Origin of the sequence: Parahaemophilus parainfluenzae (assembly GCF_001053575.1) — a bacterium.
Lineage (GTDB): Bacteria > Pseudomonadota > Gammaproteobacteria > Enterobacterales > Pasteurellaceae > Haemophilus_D > Haemophilus_D parainfluenzae_S.
Map to the genome: position 1 here is coordinate 234,632 of NZ_JVSL01000017.1, position 15,119 is coordinate 249,750.

The following is a 15,119-nucleotide window of genomic DNA, read 5'->3' on the forward strand; positions in this document are numbered from 1 at the left end:
AACTAATGACGGAATTCTTATGTTATTCAAAAAAATTCGTGGTTTATTTTCAAACGATCTTTCTATCGATCTAGGTACAGCAAATACATTAATTTATGTGAAAGGCCAAGGTATCGTACTTGATGAGCCTTCAGTAGTGGCAATTCGTCAAGACCGTATGGGCGCATACAAAAGCATTGCGGCAGTAGGTAAAGAAGCAAAACAAATGCTTGGTCGTACACCAAAAAGCATTGTCGCAATTCGTCCGATGAAAGATGGTGTAATTGCCGATTTCTCTGTGACTGAAAAAATGTTGCAATACTTTATTAAACAAGTACATAGCGGTAACTTCATGCGTCCAAGCCCGCGCGTACTCGTTTGTGTACCGGCTGGTGCAACTCAAGTTGAACGTCGCGCAATTAAAGAATCAGCATTAGGTGCAGGTGCACGTGAAGTCTATTTAATTGAAGAGCCAATGGCGGCAGCAATCGGTGCAAACTTGCCGGTTTCTACAGCGATCGGTTCAATGGTGATTGATATCGGTGGTGGTACCACTGAAGTGGCAGTGATTTCTTTAAACGGTATCGTGTATTCATCTTCGGTACGTATCGGTGGTGACCGTTTTGATGAAGCCATCATTTCTTATGTTCGTCGTACTTTTGGTTCTGTGATTGGTGAACCAACTGCAGAGCGTATCAAGCACGAAATTGGTTCAGCTTATATTCAAGAAGGTGATGAAATTTTAGAAATGGAAGTGCACGGTCATAACCTTGCTGAAGGTGCGCCTCGCTCATTTAAATTAACCTCTCGTGATGTACAAGAAGCTCTTCAACAACCATTAAATGGTATTGTTGCAGCGGTGCGCACAGCGCTTGAAGAATGCCAACCAGAACACGCAGCGGATATTTTTGAACGTGGTATGGTGTTAACGGGTGGTGGTGCCTTATTACGCAACATTGATGTATTGTTATCAAAAGAATGTGGCGTACCAGCAATCATCGCTGAAGAACCATTAACTTGCGTAGCTCGTGGTGGCGGTGAAGCAATCGAAATGATTGATATGCACGGCGGCGATATTTTTAGCGACGAAATTTAATCTCTAAAAGTGCGGTCAGAAAAATCGGCGTTTTTAATTCGTCTGATTTTTTGACCGCACTTTTCCTTTTAATCCTAGGACAGTGAATGAAACCCATTTTTGGTAAAGCACCACCATTAGGTATCCGACTTGCATTAGCGGTGATTGCTTCGATGACACTCATTTTAGTTGATGGACAAACCTCATCAATGACAAAGGCGCGTAGTGTGATGGAAACTGCCGTTGGAGGATTGTATTACCTTGCGAATGGGCCAAGAACAGTTCTAGATGGGGTATCAAGCAACTTGGTTGATACCAATAAACTGCTTATTGAAAATAAAGTATTGCGTGAGCAATTGCGTGAGAAAAATGCTGATCTTTTATTATTGGATCAACTCAAAGTAGAAAACCAACGTCTTCGTTTGCTGCTTAATTCGCCTTTACGCACCGATGAATACAAAAAAATTGCTGAAGTGCTTACTGCTGAAACTGATGTTTATCGTCAGCAAGTGGTGATTAATCAAGGGGAACGTGATGGGGCTTATGTTGGTCAGCCCGTGATTGATGAAAAAGGAATGATTGGGCAGATTATATCTGTCGGCGAGAACACCAGTCGAGTTTTGCTTTTAACGGATGTAACCCATTCTATCCCAGTGCAAGTTTTACGTAATGATGTGCGCGTGATCGCAAGTGGTACAGGACACTCCGATGAACTTACCTTAGATAATGTACCTCGTTCCGTGGATATTGAAAAAGGCGATTTATTGGTAACTTCCGGTTTAGGCGGTCGCTTTGTAGAAGGCTATCCGGTGGCAGTTGTACAAAGTGTGTCTCGCGATGGTTCTAATTATTTTGCAACAGTGAAAGCGAAACCTTTAGCTGAATTAGATCGTTTACGTTATTTACTTTTACTCTGGCCGAGCAATCTTGATATGTCGAAAGTGAAATCCATGTCACCAGAAGAAGTGCGTCGTTTAGTACAGCAACGTTTAGAAAGCCAAGCCCATGAAGCGACACATTCTGTGAGTAAAACCAAAATTACGGATGACCAAGCGGATAGCACTCAACCGCATACAGGAAAAGAAATCGTGGATCCTGAAATTCCAACCACAATGCCTCAACAAGAGGAACCGGTTTCTCCAGATCAACAAGAACATAGGGATGAAGACTAATGCAAGGGCGTTTTATTTTTCAATGGGCGACCATTTTATGCTTCTTTGTTGTAGCATTAGTGATGGAGTTAGCACCATGGCCAGCAGGCTTTCAAGCCTTTAAACCTTCTTGGTTGATTTTAGTCTTGCTTTACTGGAGCCTTGCTTTACCTGATAGAGTAAGCATTGGTTGGGCGTTTTTACTCGGGGTTTTATGGGATATTGTGCTAGGCTCTATTCTAGGCGTGCATGCATTAGTGCTTTCTATCGCCTTCTATTTTGTTTCCAAATATTACTTAATGTTGCGCAATCTTTCCCTTTGGTTTCAAAGTTTATTGGTCCTTCTTTTCGTTTTTGCCATTCGAGTGGCTATTTTCTTGGTTGAATTCTCTTTACATGGGGCATTTTTTAACTGGCAGGAAATCTTTGGCGCCATCGCATCAGGCGTGTTATGGCCGTGGGTATTCTTATTGATGCGCACTGCACGCCGACGAGTCGGATTGCATTAATCATAAAAAAAGCTGATGAAGATATTCATCAGCTTTTCTTTTTAGTTTTTACGACGATAGTTTGTTTTTCTTGTCGTAGTATTTCTCGTTTGAGGCGTAGGATTGCGTTTTAAACGATAAGGTTTTGGAATATCAGTAATCAATGAATTCGGGTCATATTGACTGACGGGAATAGAATGCCCAATGTATTCTTCAATTGCCGGTAAATTCATCGCATATTCTTCACAAGCAAAGCTGATAGATACACCACTTTCACCCGCTCGACCAGTACGGCCAATACGGTGAACGTAATCTTCTCGATCATCAGGTAAATCAAAGTTAAAGACGTGTGTCACATCTGGAATATGTAACCCACGTGCGGCAACATCGGTTGCGACGAGAATATCGAGTTCCCCATCGGTAAATTGTTTGAGCAATGAAAGACGTTTTTTCTGTGCTACATCACCCGTGAGCAATCCCACTCGATGACCATCTGCGGCTAAATAGCCCCAAATTTCTTCACATTTATGTTTAGTATTCGCAAAAACAATGCAACGCTCTGGCCATTCCTCTTCCATTAACGTGAGCAAGAGAGGAATTTTGTCTTTATTTGACGGATAGAACAGTTCCTCTTTAATTCGATGCCCCGTTTTTTGTTCTGGTTCAATTTCAATGTATTCTGGGGAATTCATATCTTCAAAGGCAAGTTCTCGTACTTTGTAAGAGAGCGTTGCAGAAAAGAGCATGGTGAGTCGTTCTTGCGGAGAAGGACATTTACGTAATAAATAACGAATATCACGAATGAAACCTAAATCAAACATACGATCCGCTTCGTCCAATACTACGACTTGGATATCATCTAAACGGATAATCCCTTGTTTCACGTAGTCAATTACACGACCAGTGGTACCAATTAAAATATCCACACCGGCTTCAATCGCTTTAAGTTGTTTATCATAGCCATCACCACCATAAGCCAGTGCGGTTCGTAATCCACTTGTTTTTGCTAATAATTCTGCATCATGATTAATTTGTACAGCCAGTTCACGGGTTGGAGCAAGAATTAATGCGCGAGGTTGATTGGTAGCAAAATCAGGTTGATGCGTTAATAAATGATGAAATGTTGCCGTTAAAAATGCCATTGTTTTACCAGTGCCGGTTTGCGCTTGGCCAGCAACATCTTTTCCTTGTAAGGTAATAGGTAACGATAACGCTTGAATAGGGGTGCAATATTCAAATCCCTTGTCTTGTAGGGCTTTTTGTACGATAGGATGTAATGGAAGATCAGCAAACCGCTGCTGACTTAAATAATTTTCTTGCATAATAAATAACAGGTTCTCAGAAATAAATGGGGCTAAGGATACCACGAAGTCGGAAAAATATCCTTAAAAATAAAATGCTTATTAATAGGTTTAAGCTTGGGATTGAGAAGATTGGGTTCGTTCCCATTTTCTTGCAATATAGCTACAAGTTGGGTGTAATGTCAGCTTTTTAGCCTGGATAAAATGAATTAAGGCTTGATAGAGTTTGTCTGCCACACCTTGTCCACGAAGAGAATCATCAACAAACGTGTGATTAGCATTAATGGTATCGGGTGTTTCATAAAAATAGGTGAGTTTCGCGATTTTCTTGCCTTGCTCATCGAGTAAGAAAAACTCACCCTGTTTACCATTATCGTGATGCTGAAGACTCATTTGATACTCCATTCATCACTGAGATTGGGATCCATGGCAAAATCAGCAGTATCACTTGGAATGGCTTTTTCTTCTGCAGCCCATTCGCCTAAATCAATGAGTTGGCAACGTTTACTGCAAAAAGGGCGAAATTGACTTTCCTGTGTCCAAGGCACGGGCTTTTGGCATGTCGGGCAAGGGACTTCAAAAATTTCATCAGACATCTTTTTTTCTCGATTCACTTAAATAAAATTGGTGCAATTCTAGCACTTTTTGTTTTAAGTGCGGTAAGTTTTCTGGCAATTTTGCATCATTTGAAATGATATCATCCGCCCATTTTAATCTTTCTTCTCGGCTGACTTGTGCATTCATAATAGCTTGAATTTGCTGAATATTATTATGATCTCTAGATGATGCACGAGCGAGTTGAGTTTCAGGTTTAACATCAATAACAAGTACGCGATCGCAAAGCGTGGTGAGCTTGTTTTCAATAAGCAGTGGAACGACAAACAAAGTATAGGGAGCGGTCTGAGCATTTAACTGCGCTAACATTCTTTCGCGAATAGCAGGATGCAATAAATGATTGAGCCAGTTTTTTTCATTTTCGTCTGCAAATACTTTTTTTCGTAGTTCAGCTCGATTTAATTCGCCCACTTCAGTCAGAATTGATTTTCCAAAGTGCTCAGCAATTTGAGCAAGCAGCGGTGAGCCTTTTTCAACCACTTCTCTTGCCACTATATCCGCATCAACAATGGGTACACCAAGTTCAACAAAGAGATTTGCAATCGTGCTTTTTCCACTACCGATGCCGCCAGTGAATCCTACAATATAAGTCATGATATTCCTTGCTACTTGATTTAAGAGGAGGATGTTTTACATCCACTTCTTAAACATAATATTTTTCAATGTTGCCAATATATTACATTTATAGGTTGATTGCACTGGTGATGATTAATGATAAGCAAAGAAAGGGCGCGAAAGGTAAAACAGGTTTACGAGAAATCCAATAACCTATGATGCCTAATAGACAGGCAATGAATAAGAAAAGTGGTAAGTGCGCGATGGTGAGATAAGTGCCGATTCCCAAAGCAAGCCAATAATCGCCACGGCCTAACGCTTCCTTCTTATAAAACCATTTAGACAAATGATAGATGATATAAAAAACACCGAAAAAACTAACTGCACTTTCTAAACTTTGAGAAAGCGTCAGAATTGAAAGTTTTTGATGTGCGCCGAATAGCCCCAGGAAAAATAAAAACAGGCAAGGTGTAGGTGAAATCAGTTGATAGTGCCAGTCTAGCCAACTGATAACAAAGAGTAGACTAAGCGTAATCGTGAGCCATAAAGTAAATAATTCATTTTGTAGAAAGTAATAGAGTACGGCAAAACAGAGTCCAAATCCTAAAAAATAAAGAAAAATATGACCGCACTTTTGAGATTGAATGGCTGCTTTTTCGCTATGGAAAATGGGTCTGTTTTCAGGATAAAATTCGATATAGTTCTGATAAATTTCTTGTTGGAGATTGGGGATAAAACGATCGATATAAAGCCAAGTAAAGATGCCAGCGAAACCTCCCAATAAGAAAAAGGCGAATGTCATCATTGGATTACCGATCCCATATTAAAAATCGGCAGATACATGCCCATCATTATGATACCAATTAAACTACCAATAATGAGCATCATTAATGGCTCTAAAAGTTGGGAAAGTAAATCAATTTGATGATTGAGCTTTTCTTGATAGTTATCAGCAATATGACGCAACATCAACGCAAGTTTTCCACTTTTCTCTCCAATCTGTAGCATTTGTTGTGCTTCCATTGGGAAAAGATGACTACTGACACTTTCTGAAAATGGATAACCTTGAGAAACCCACTGTAAAATTGACCGCACTTCTTGTTGTAGCAGAATATCGCCTTTTAAGGTACGTTGTGTTTGCCAGGTTTGTTGTTTGGGGAGAAAACTATTTAGCGCAGGCGTTAATGCTACACCGGATTGAAGCATTAATTGTAAGTTATGACTAAAACTGATTAGGCGAGAAAGGCAAATGATATTGCCCCAAATTGGCATGCGACTAATCAGCGCATTCTTTTTTTGATTCAGCCAAAGAGAATGTTTTAATGCCATCTTTAGCATAAAAAGAGCGAAAATGCAGACAATCATCAAGGCGATAAAATGATGTTGTAGGAATTGAGACATGGCTAATAACACAGCAGTTAATGTAGGCAGTTCAGCGGAGTTTTCGCCATACATTTCAGCAAATTGCGGTACAACGAAGAGTAATAAAATTAACGTAAGTGAAAGCGAAATACCTAATACCATGGCAGGATAAAGCATAATTTTTTGTAATTTGCGTTGAAGCGCTAATGATTGCGTTCGACGTTCTGCGATTTTAGTGCATACCTCCGCCAGTTTTCCTGTCATCTCTCCCACTTGAATAAGTTGAATTTCTTGAAAATTTAAATACTTTCCTTGTATTTCCAAGCTTTGTGAAAACGAAATGCCACTTTCAATTAATTCAATTAAGGCGCCAAGCCACTGATGCAATCCCAATTGCGTGCAGTTATCTTGCAAAATGTGCAATGCATTTTTTAATGGAATGGCAGAGCTGAGTAGTGTAGCTAGCTGATTTAATAAAGCACTGATCTCAGCATTTTTAGGTTTCTGATTAAGTTGCCAATCTTGTTGCAATCGAATTTGGCTAAAACCTTTTGCGATTAACTGGAATTGTGCAGCTTGTTTAGATTGTGCAACCAGACTGCCTTTTTGCCATTGTTGCCGCTGATCATAGGCTTGGAAATAAAAGAGCTTTTGCTTTGCCATAGATACTCCTATTTTTTGCCTAACACGCGTTGAATCTCATCGAGATCGGTGATGTGATCTTTTACTTTTTCTAACGCGCTTTGATAAAGTGAATCGAAATCAGTTTGGTAGCGATTGTTTTTGCATTGTAAAAATTGATATACCCCAATACGACCTCGATATCCCTGATGGCAATCGCAAGAATCACTAAAATGTTGGCCGCACTTTAAGCAACGTTTACGCACCAATCTCTGTGCGATAACTAACAAGAGACTGTTTTCAATTTCATGAGATTGAATGCCTAATTGTTGTAAGCGTGAAATGGCTGAGATGGCATCGTTGGTATGTAAGGTAGAAAGCACTAAATGGCCGGTTTGAGCCGCTCTTAATGCCATTAATGCACTTTCTTCGTCTCGAATTTCACCAAGCATAATGATGTCGGGATCTTGCCGTAAAAATGTACGAAGTAATCGACTAAAATCTAAACCGATTTGCGGATTTACTTGAGTTTGAATGATGCCTTCTAATTCAATTTCAACGGGATCTTCTGCCGTCATAATGTGTTTATCTGGTGTGTTGAGCCATTGAAGTGCAGTATAAAGCGAGATACTTTTTCCACTTCCTGTTGGGCCTGTCACCAGGATTAAACCTTGCGGTTGGCTGAGCGCATGTTGAAATTGACTTTGTTGGTTTTGTGTCATACCCAACTCAGCAAAACTTAGTTGGACAGGTTTATTTTGTTGTAATCGTAATACTGCTTTTTCTCCCCAATGCGTAGGCAAGGTAGAAAGGCGGAAATCTAAAATATCGGAAAATGTGGTTTTGAATTGAAAGCGGCCATCTTGTGGTAGCCGAGTTTCACTGATATCCAGTTTGGCTAAGAGTTTAAGGCGAGAAATTACACGATTGGCGAGCGCTTTACTAATAATCGGTTGCGGTTGGAGTACGCCATCAATACGTAAACGAATTAAGAGCCCACTTGGCTGCGTTTCTAAATGAATATCGGAGGCATTTTTTTGCAGGGCTGTTTCAAAAATACCATTTAATAATTGAATAACGGGTTCGTCATCATTAGCTAAATTAGCTGTGTTTTCATCTTCAGAATGATGGTAAAACGTCGTTTGCTCTTCGATTTGATTGGTTTTAGGGGCAAGGGATTGTAAAAGTTGTTTGAGTTGAGTCGTTTCAAATAAAATCGGTTCAACCAATTTTCCACTTAAAAAAGCAAAGGTTTCACAAGCTGCAAGATTATTGAGTGAATCCACTGCAAGCCATAAATGGTGTTCATCTTCTTTAAGGGGGAGCGCAAAGTAACGCAACAGCAAAGCTTGTTGCTGTTGGTTTTGTTGCCAATATTGTGGCGAGATATGATAAATCTCGCCATTTTTTGCGATTGCTTGATAAGCCATGTTTCGCTATTTAGCTGAAGAGCAGAAACCCGCAGGGAATAAATCTGCATTGCTTGGGCAAGCAGTTGTCCAGGTGACACCTGATGAGGTTGAGCCTGTCGCCGTTAAAGAATAACTGATCCCATCTAATGCACCATTTCCTGTCACCGTAATCACACCTGATTTCGTGGTGATGGATTTAACATAACCTTTTGCTGTTGTGATGTCTGCAGCAATGCCATTTGAGCCACCTGAACAGTTTGTTGGGGCATTGGTGCTATAGATACATAGTTCCACATCAGATTTATAAGGTGCAGAAGCTTGTAACAATTCGGAGATAGCCGCTTTTTTGGTATAATTTTGATAAGACGGAATGGCGATCGTCGCGAGAATAGCAATAATCGCAATCACGATCATCAATTCAATTAACGTAAAACCTTTATTTAAAGGTTTAGAAAAAGTCAGTTTCATTAAATTAAATTTCCTTTTGGTTGAATAAAAAAATGCCAGGATTGGCTGCAACATTGTGTAAAAGGAAAAAATGAAAGTGAAACTGACCGCACTTCTTTTGCGATCTCGATCGCAAAAATAAAATTTAATCGCAGAAAAACAGATGAATAAGATAAAAAATGGCTGGTTAAGCCAGGCAAGAAAAGTGATTTCACCACATTTTGATGAACGTCCTGATGTAGAGGATATTTCATTACTCGTCATTCATTACATCAGTTTGCCGCCAGAACAATTTGGTGGTGGATATGTAGATGATTTTTTCCAAGGTAAACTCGATCCAACCATCCATCCCTATTTTGAGGAAATTTATCAATTTCGCGTGTCTGCCCATTGTTTAATTGAACGGGATGGCAAGGTGACACAGTATGTTAGTTTCAATGATAGAGCATGGCATGCGGGGCTTTCTTGCTTTGAAGGACGCGATAAATGTAATGATTTTGCGATTGGGATTGAGCTAGAGGGCAGTAATGAACAACCTTTTACAGCGGAGCAATACCAAGTGCTTGCTGCATTAACACGAGATATCATGCAAGCTTACCCGAAAATAACGCTCGATCGTATCGTTGGGCATTGCGATATTTCGCCTGGTCGTAAGATCGATCCAGGTCAATATTTTGAATGGGAACGCTATTTAGCGTTAGTCAAAAAATGTTTGGATGAAAAATAACCACTAAAATTTTTACTTGAATGTGAATAATATGGTGTCTGTGAATAAGCGTTATCTTTATGAAATTAAAGATAAAACTTCTTCTCAAAAATCGATGGTAAATTGCTAAGAAGAGTTATGCAACAGTCACCATTTGCTCAATCACAATTTTATCCACAGAAATATTGAATAACTCACAGCTGTTATTTCTTCACCAAGCCAGAAATGTTTAAACTAAAAAATAGCTGAATTTTTGACCACACTTTGATGAGAAAAAGTGCGGTCATTTTTTTGGAAAATTTTTGATTAAAGGTTATGCAAAAATGAAAAAAATGAAGTGTGAAAAGCGGTTTTTAATTTTTATACACAGTTAAATTTAGACTATCCAAGCGTTACCCACAGAGTTATCCACAATAGGGTAAATATATCCATTCGGTTGATAAAAAAGCGAATTTATGAAACAATCTGCAAATTATTTTTGTACAAAATTTAAGGTGAACGATAGTGATCGATTTTGATGGCTACCGTCCAAATGTAGGCATTGTCATTTGTAATCGCAAAGGGCAGGTGCTTTGGGCTAAACGATACGGGCAGAATTCGTGGCAATTCCCGCAAGGTGGAATTAATGATAATGAAAGTGCCGAACAAGCCATGTATCGTGAATTATATGAAGAGGTTGGTTTGCAACCCAAAGATGTGAAGGTGCTTTATGCGTCTAAACATTGGTTGCGTTATAAGCTGCCGAAAAGATTGCTGCGTTATGACAGCAAACCCGTGTGTATTGGGCAAAAACAACGTTGGTTTTTGTTGCAATTAGTGGGGGATGAAAAAAATATTAATATGAACACAACAAAATCACCAGAATTTGATGGTTGGCGTTGGGTAAGTTTTTGGTATCCCGTACGTCAGGTTGTGTCCTTTAAGAAAGATGTTTATCGCAAAGCGATGAAAGAGTTTGCCCAAGTGATGTTTGGCAACGAAAAAACATTGCTTGAAAATTCGCAAGAGCATGAGACAAATAAACCTTATCATGCGCCGCGTAAAAATGGTTCTTCTAAATATCAAAAACGTTCGTTTTATAAATTAAGGGGGCAATAATGCTCACTTTTATTTTACTTTGTTTGCTTGTCGGGTCTGTGGTTGGTTTTCTTGCGGGATTATTTGGCATTGGTGGTGGGTTAATTATCGTCCCTACCTTGGTTTATTTATTGCCGATGGTAGGCGTACCTGAACCCTTGCTGATGTCCACCGCATTAGGGACTTCATTTGCAACCATTCTGATTACTGGATTTTCTTCTGCACAGCGTCATCATAAACTAGGTAATATAGTCTGGAGTGCCGTGAAAGTATTGGCACCGATGGTGATGATCTCGGTCTTTATCTCTGGTTTGTTTATTGGCAAACTTGATCGTGATGTATCAGCCAAAATCTTTGCCTGTTTAGTCGTATATTTAGCGGCAAAAATGGTGATTTCTATTAAGAAAAACACAGGGAAAACCAAACCTTTAACAACACAAGCATCTGTTATTGGTGGTATTTTAATTGGGATGGCATCAAGTGCTGCTGGAGTTGGCGGTGGTGGTTTTATCGTGCCATTTTTAAATTCCCGCGGTATTGATATGAAAAAAGCCATCGGTTCTTCTGCATTCTGTGGGGCACTTCTTGGTTTATCAGGCATGTTTAGCTTTATGGTGAGTGGTTGGGGTAATCCTTCCATGCCAGATTATTCCCTTGGTTATGTTTATTTGCCTGCCGTGCTTGGTATTACGGGTACTTCATTCTTCACTTCTAAACTAGGGGCAACAGCAACCTCCAAACTCCCTGTCCCAACCTTGAAAAAAGGCTTTGCCTTGCTATTAATTGCGATCGCAGTTGATATGTTTATTAAATAAGGAATGTTATGAATTCAGAATTTTTGATGCTTCCGCATTTTGATCCGACTATTTTTACTTTTGGTAATAGCAATATAGGGCTGCGTTGGTATGGTTTAATGTATTTATTAGGCTTTATCTTTGCTCGTTGGCTAGCGGTTCGTCGTGCCAATCAACCAAACAGTGGTTGGACTGTGGATCAAGTGGATACATTACTTTTTAATGGCTTTATGGGCGTATTCTTAGGTGGCCGCATTGGGGATGTCTTCTTCTATAATTTTGATCATTTTATGCAAGACCCGCTGTATTTATTTCGTGTTTGGGAAGGGGGAATGTCATTCCATGGTGGATTAATTGGGGTGATTATCTCAATGATTTGGACCTCTTATTCTCAAAAAAGAAGCTTCTGGCAGACGGCAGATTTTGTAGCGCCCTTGATTCCATTTGGCTTAGGGATGGGACGAATTGGTAACTTCATCAATTTAGAACTTTGGGGACGAGAAACGGATGTGCCTTGGGCCATGATTTTCCCAAATGATCCATTGTTGTTGCCTCGCCATCCTTCACAGCTTTATGAGGCATTCTTAGAAGGTTTCGTGCTGTTTATTATTCTGAATGTCTTTATTAAAAAACCTCGCCCTGTAGGTTCGGTAGCTGGATTATTCCTTGTTGGTTACGGGATTTTCCGTTTTATCGTTGAATATGTCCGTGAGCCTGAAGTCGAATCTTTCTTAGGCATCATGACTCGTGGACAAGCGCTTTGTTTGCCGATGATTATTGGCGGTGGGTTAATTATGGCATGGGCATACAATCGCTCTAAAAGTGTGGTTCATCAGTAAGGAGTTTTTATGAAACAATATTTAGATCTTTGTCGACGTATTGTAAATGAAGGTGAGTGGGTTGCTAATGAGCGTACTGGCAAGCGTTGCCTAACAGTGATTAATGCGGATCTAGAATATGATGTTGCCAATAACCAATTCCCCTTAATTACCACGCGTAAAAGCTATTGGAAAGCGGCGATTGCGGAATTTTTAGGTTATATCCGTGGTTATGACAATGCGGCAGATTTCCGTAAGCTTGGCACCAAAACATGGGATGCCAATGCTAATGAAAATGCGGCATGGCTTGCCAATCCACATCGTAAAGGTACCGATGATATGGGACGTGTTTATGGTGTGCAAGGCAGAGCATGGCGTAAACAGAATGGTGAAACCATCGATCAACTTCGTAAAATTGTGAACAATTTAAGCAGAGGTATTGACGATCGTGGTGAAATCCTAACTTTCTTCAATCCGGGGGAATTTGATCTGGGTTGTTTGCGTCCTTGTATGCACACTCACACATTTTCCTTAGTAGGCGATACATTGCACTTAACGAGCTACCAACGCTCTTGCGATGTACCACTTGGCTTAAACTTCAATCAAATTCAAGTCTTTACTTTCCTTGCATTAATGGCGCAAATTACTGGTAATAAACCGGGCAAGGCATATCATAAAATTGTGAATGCACATATTTATGAAGACCAACTTGAGTTAATGCGTGATGTGCAACTAAAACGTGAGCCATTCCCTTCGCCTAAATTAGAAATTAATCCTGATATTAAAACCCTTGAAGATCTTGAAACTTGGGTGACGATGGATGATTTCAAAGTGGTGGGTTATCAATCTCACGAACCAATTAAATATCCTTTCTCCGTTTAGGCATTCAACGTGCGGTCAGATTTAGACGAGAAATTTATGCAACACGCCCTGATGCTTGCCGATCGTGCAGAAGCGCTCGGTGAGATTCCTGTCGGGGCGGTGTTGGTGGATGATGAAGGAAATATTCTCGGTGAAGGCTGGAATTTGTCTATCATTGAAAATGATCCGACTGCTCACGCTGAAATTGTCGCATTGCGTAACGCGGCGCAAAATATTCAAAATTATCGTCTGCTCAATACCACGCTCTATGTCACCCTTGAGCCTTGTACCATGTGTGCGGGCGCGATTTTACATAGCCGGATTAAACGATTAGTCTTCGGTGCGTCAGATTATAAAACGGGGGCTGTAGGTTCTCGCTTTCATTTCTTTGATGATTATAAAATGAATCACACATTAGAAATTACTTCTGGCGTGCTCGCAGAAAAGTGCGGTCAGAAATTGAGTGATTTTTTTAAAAAAAGACGAGAGCAGAAAAAGGAAGAAAAGCGGGAAAAGAGTCTCCCGCTTGATGTTGAGTCGCAATCTTAAACTTGCCAATCAATTTCAGTTAAACCATTTTGCTTTAAGTATTTGTTAGTTTTAGAAAAATGATGACATCCTAAAAAACCACGATGTGCAGAAAGAGGAGAAGGATGTGGGGCAGTTAAAACGTAATGACGATTGCGATCAATAAATTGCCCTTTTTTCTGTGCATGACTTCCCCAAAGTAAAAATACGACTTTTTCACGATGTTCATTAAGTGCTGCAATCACTTGATCTGTAAAAACTTCCCAACCAAATTTAGCATGTGAATGTGCCATGCCACGTTCTACCGTTAGCACAGTGTTAAGCAACAGCACACCTTGCTCAGCCCATTTCACTAAGTAGCCATGATTTGGCATGTGAAAACCTGGAATGTCGTTAGCCAATTCTTTGTACATATTTAGTAGAGAAGGCGGAATAGCAACCTCAGGTTTCACTGAAAAAGCTAAACCGTGTGCTTGATTTGGGCCATGGTAGGGATCCTGCCCTAAAATGACGACTTTCACCTCATCAAATGCTGTATATTTAAAGGCATTAAACACTTCGTCTTGTGGTGGGTAAATGGTCTTCCCCGCGAGTCGCTCTTGATGGACTTGCTGTAGAATGTGTTTAAAGTAAGGTTTTTCTTTCTCTTGACCGATAACATCTGTCCAGGTTTTCATTCTGTATTTCCTTATTGGATAAGCTTGAGCACATTATAAATGAAATTGCTTAGAAAGGCTTCATCCGAGTTATGTTAATACTTTGTTAAAAGTTAGAGTGTGTTGAGGCTTTGCTGTGGCTGAAACTTTAATCTAGATCAATTTTCAAAAATTAGTCAGAAAAAAGAACCTGTTTTAGGTCAAAATTAATTGAATTCTTCAAATAGTTTGATAAAATTTGCACAGTTTAATAAATATACAACCGCCAAATTAGGAGGCACTTTATGATCAAAGGTATTCAAATTACTCAAGCAGCAAATGACAATCTTTTAAACTCATTCTGGTTATTAGACAGCGAAAAAAATGAAGCTCGTTGTTTATGTGCAAAAGCTGAATTCGCAGAAGACCAAGTAGTAGCAGTAAGCGAATTAGGCCAAATCGAATATCGTGAATTACCGGTAAACGTAGCACCAACTGTTAAAGTTGAAGGTGGTCAACACTTAAACGTAAACGTATTACGTCGTGAAACGTTAGAAGATGCAGTAAACAACCCGGATAAATACCCTCAATTAACTATCCGTGTTTCTGGTTACGCAGTACGTTTCAACTCTTTAACACCAGAACAACAACGCGACGTTATTACTCGTACTTTCACTGAAAGCTTATAATTTCA

General features: G+C 39.8%; 19 protein-coding genes. 10 read left to right on the forward strand and 9 right to left on the reverse strand.

Going from position 1 to position 15,119, the window contains the following annotated elements:
* The first annotated feature begins 19 nt into the window (after positions 1–19).
* From AC979_RS03215 to mreD, 3 genes are all read left to right on the forward strand, one after another.
* Positions 20–1,075, forward strand: a complete 1,056-nt coding sequence (locus tag AC979_RS03215) for a rod shape-determining protein (protein WP_014064069.1) — start codon at positions 20–22, stop codon at positions 1,073–1,075.
* 86 nt (positions 1,076–1,161) lie between these two features.
* Positions 1,162–2,226 (forward strand): rod shape-determining protein MreC, encoded by a 1,065-nt coding sequence (gene mreC / locus AC979_RS03220; protein WP_049372834.1) that lies wholly within the window; start codon positions 1,162–1,164, stop codon positions 2,224–2,226.
* Positions 2,226–2,714, forward strand: coding sequence for a rod shape-determining protein MreD (mreD, locus tag AC979_RS03225; RefSeq protein WP_049372835.1), 489 nt, complete (start codon positions 2,226–2,228; stop codon positions 2,712–2,714). The genes mreC and mreD overlap by 1 nt, the downstream gene beginning before the upstream one ends.
* A gap of 41 nt (positions 2,715–2,755) precedes the next feature.
* Here the strand turns inward: mreD and rhlB are convergent, their stop codons facing one another.
* The 8 genes from rhlB to AC979_RS03265 all read right to left on the reverse strand — a co-directional run bounded on the left by rhlB (position 2,756) and on the right by AC979_RS03265 (position 9,027).
* Positions 2,756–4,015 (reverse strand): ATP-dependent RNA helicase RhlB, encoded by a 1,260-nt coding sequence (rhlB, locus tag AC979_RS03230; protein WP_049372923.1) that lies wholly within the window; start codon positions 4,013–4,015, stop codon positions 2,756–2,758.
* 90 nt (positions 4,016–4,105) lie between these two features.
* The gene (locus tag AC979_RS03235) at positions 4,106–4,387 is read right to left on the reverse strand and encodes a GNAT family N-acetyltransferase (protein WP_049357723.1); all 282 of its coding nucleotides are present in this window, start codon (positions 4,385–4,387) and stop codon (positions 4,106–4,108) included.
* Positions 4,384–4,590, reverse strand: a complete 207-nt coding sequence (gene yacG / locus AC979_RS03240; protein WP_005695505.1) for a DNA gyrase inhibitor YacG — start codon at positions 4,588–4,590, stop codon at positions 4,384–4,386. Before yacG ends, AC979_RS03235 begins: the two co-directional genes overlap by 4 nt.
* Positions 4,583–5,203, reverse strand: coding sequence for a dephospho-CoA kinase (coaE, locus tag AC979_RS03245; protein ID WP_049372836.1), 621 nt, complete (start codon positions 5,201–5,203; stop codon positions 4,583–4,585). Before coaE ends, yacG begins: the two co-directional genes overlap by 8 nt.
* Before the next feature lie 88 nt (positions 5,204–5,291).
* Complete coding sequence (locus AC979_RS03250; RefSeq protein ID WP_049372837.1) at positions 5,292–5,969, reverse strand: prepilin peptidase; 678 nt, start codon at positions 5,967–5,969, stop codon at positions 5,292–5,294.
* Positions 5,966–7,189: a type II secretion system F family protein gene (locus AC979_RS03255; RefSeq protein ID WP_049372838.1), complete on the reverse strand. Its 1,224-nt coding sequence runs from the start codon at positions 7,187–7,189 to the stop codon at positions 5,966–5,968. The genes AC979_RS03250 and AC979_RS03255 overlap by 4 nt, the downstream gene beginning before the upstream one ends.
* Before the next feature lie 8 nt (positions 7,190–7,197).
* A complete protein-coding gene (locus AC979_RS03260) occupies positions 7,198–8,577 on the reverse strand; it encodes a GspE/PulE family protein (RefSeq protein WP_049372839.1) in 1,380 nt (459 codons plus the stop codon).
* Between the two features lie 6 nt (positions 8,578–8,583).
* Positions 8,584–9,027, reverse strand: coding sequence for a prepilin-type N-terminal cleavage/methylation domain-containing protein (locus tag AC979_RS03265; RefSeq protein ID WP_049372840.1), 444 nt, complete (start codon positions 9,025–9,027; stop codon positions 8,584–8,586).
* A gap of 142 nt (positions 9,028–9,169) precedes the next feature.
* Between AC979_RS03265 and ampD the strand changes: the two genes are divergently transcribed.
* From ampD to tadA, 6 genes are all read left to right on the forward strand, one after another.
* A complete protein-coding gene (ampD, locus tag AC979_RS03270; RefSeq protein ID WP_049372841.1) occupies positions 9,170–9,733 on the forward strand; it encodes a 1,6-anhydro-N-acetylmuramyl-L-alanine amidase AmpD in 564 nt (187 codons plus the stop codon).
* A gap of 483 nt (positions 9,734–10,216) precedes the next feature.
* Positions 10,217–10,810 (forward strand): RNA pyrophosphohydrolase, encoded by a 594-nt coding sequence (gene rppH / locus AC979_RS03275; protein ID WP_049372842.1) that lies wholly within the window; start codon positions 10,217–10,219, stop codon positions 10,808–10,810.
* Positions 10,810–11,604 carry a sulfite exporter TauE/SafE family protein gene (locus tag AC979_RS03280; protein ID WP_049372843.1) on the forward strand — a complete coding sequence of 265 codons (795 nt, stop codon included), beginning with the start codon at positions 10,810–10,812 and terminating at the stop codon, positions 11,602–11,604. Before rppH ends, AC979_RS03280 begins: the two co-directional genes overlap by 1 nt.
* A gap of 8 nt (positions 11,605–11,612) precedes the next feature.
* Positions 11,613–12,422: a prolipoprotein diacylglyceryl transferase gene (lgt, locus tag AC979_RS03285; RefSeq protein WP_049372844.1), complete on the forward strand. Its 810-nt coding sequence runs from the start codon at positions 11,613–11,615 to the stop codon at positions 12,420–12,422.
* 9 nt (positions 12,423–12,431) lie between these two features.
* The gene (locus AC979_RS03290) at positions 12,432–13,283 is read left to right on the forward strand and encodes a thymidylate synthase (protein ID WP_049372845.1); all 852 of its coding nucleotides are present in this window, start codon (positions 12,432–12,434) and stop codon (positions 13,281–13,283) included.
* 9 nt (positions 13,284–13,292) lie between these two features.
* Positions 13,293–13,811 carry a tRNA adenosine(34) deaminase TadA gene (tadA, locus tag AC979_RS03295; protein ID WP_143422670.1) on the forward strand — a complete coding sequence of 173 codons (519 nt, stop codon included), beginning with the start codon at positions 13,293–13,295 and terminating at the stop codon, positions 13,809–13,811.
* Here tadA and ung read toward each other — a convergent pair.
* Positions 13,808–14,482, reverse strand: coding sequence for a uracil-DNA glycosylase (ung, locus tag AC979_RS03300; RefSeq protein ID WP_275042246.1), 675 nt, complete (start codon positions 14,480–14,482; stop codon positions 13,808–13,810). The two genes, tadA and ung, sit on opposite strands and share 4 nt — an antisense overlap.
* Positions 14,483–14,730: 248 nt before the next feature.
* Between ung and grcA the strand changes: the two genes are divergently transcribed.
* On the forward strand, positions 14,731–15,114 hold the full coding sequence (gene grcA, locus AC979_RS03305) for an autonomous glycyl radical cofactor GrcA (protein ID WP_005697846.1): 384 nt from the start codon (positions 14,731–14,733) through the stop codon (positions 15,112–15,114).
* Positions 15,115–15,119 lie beyond the last annotated feature (5 nt).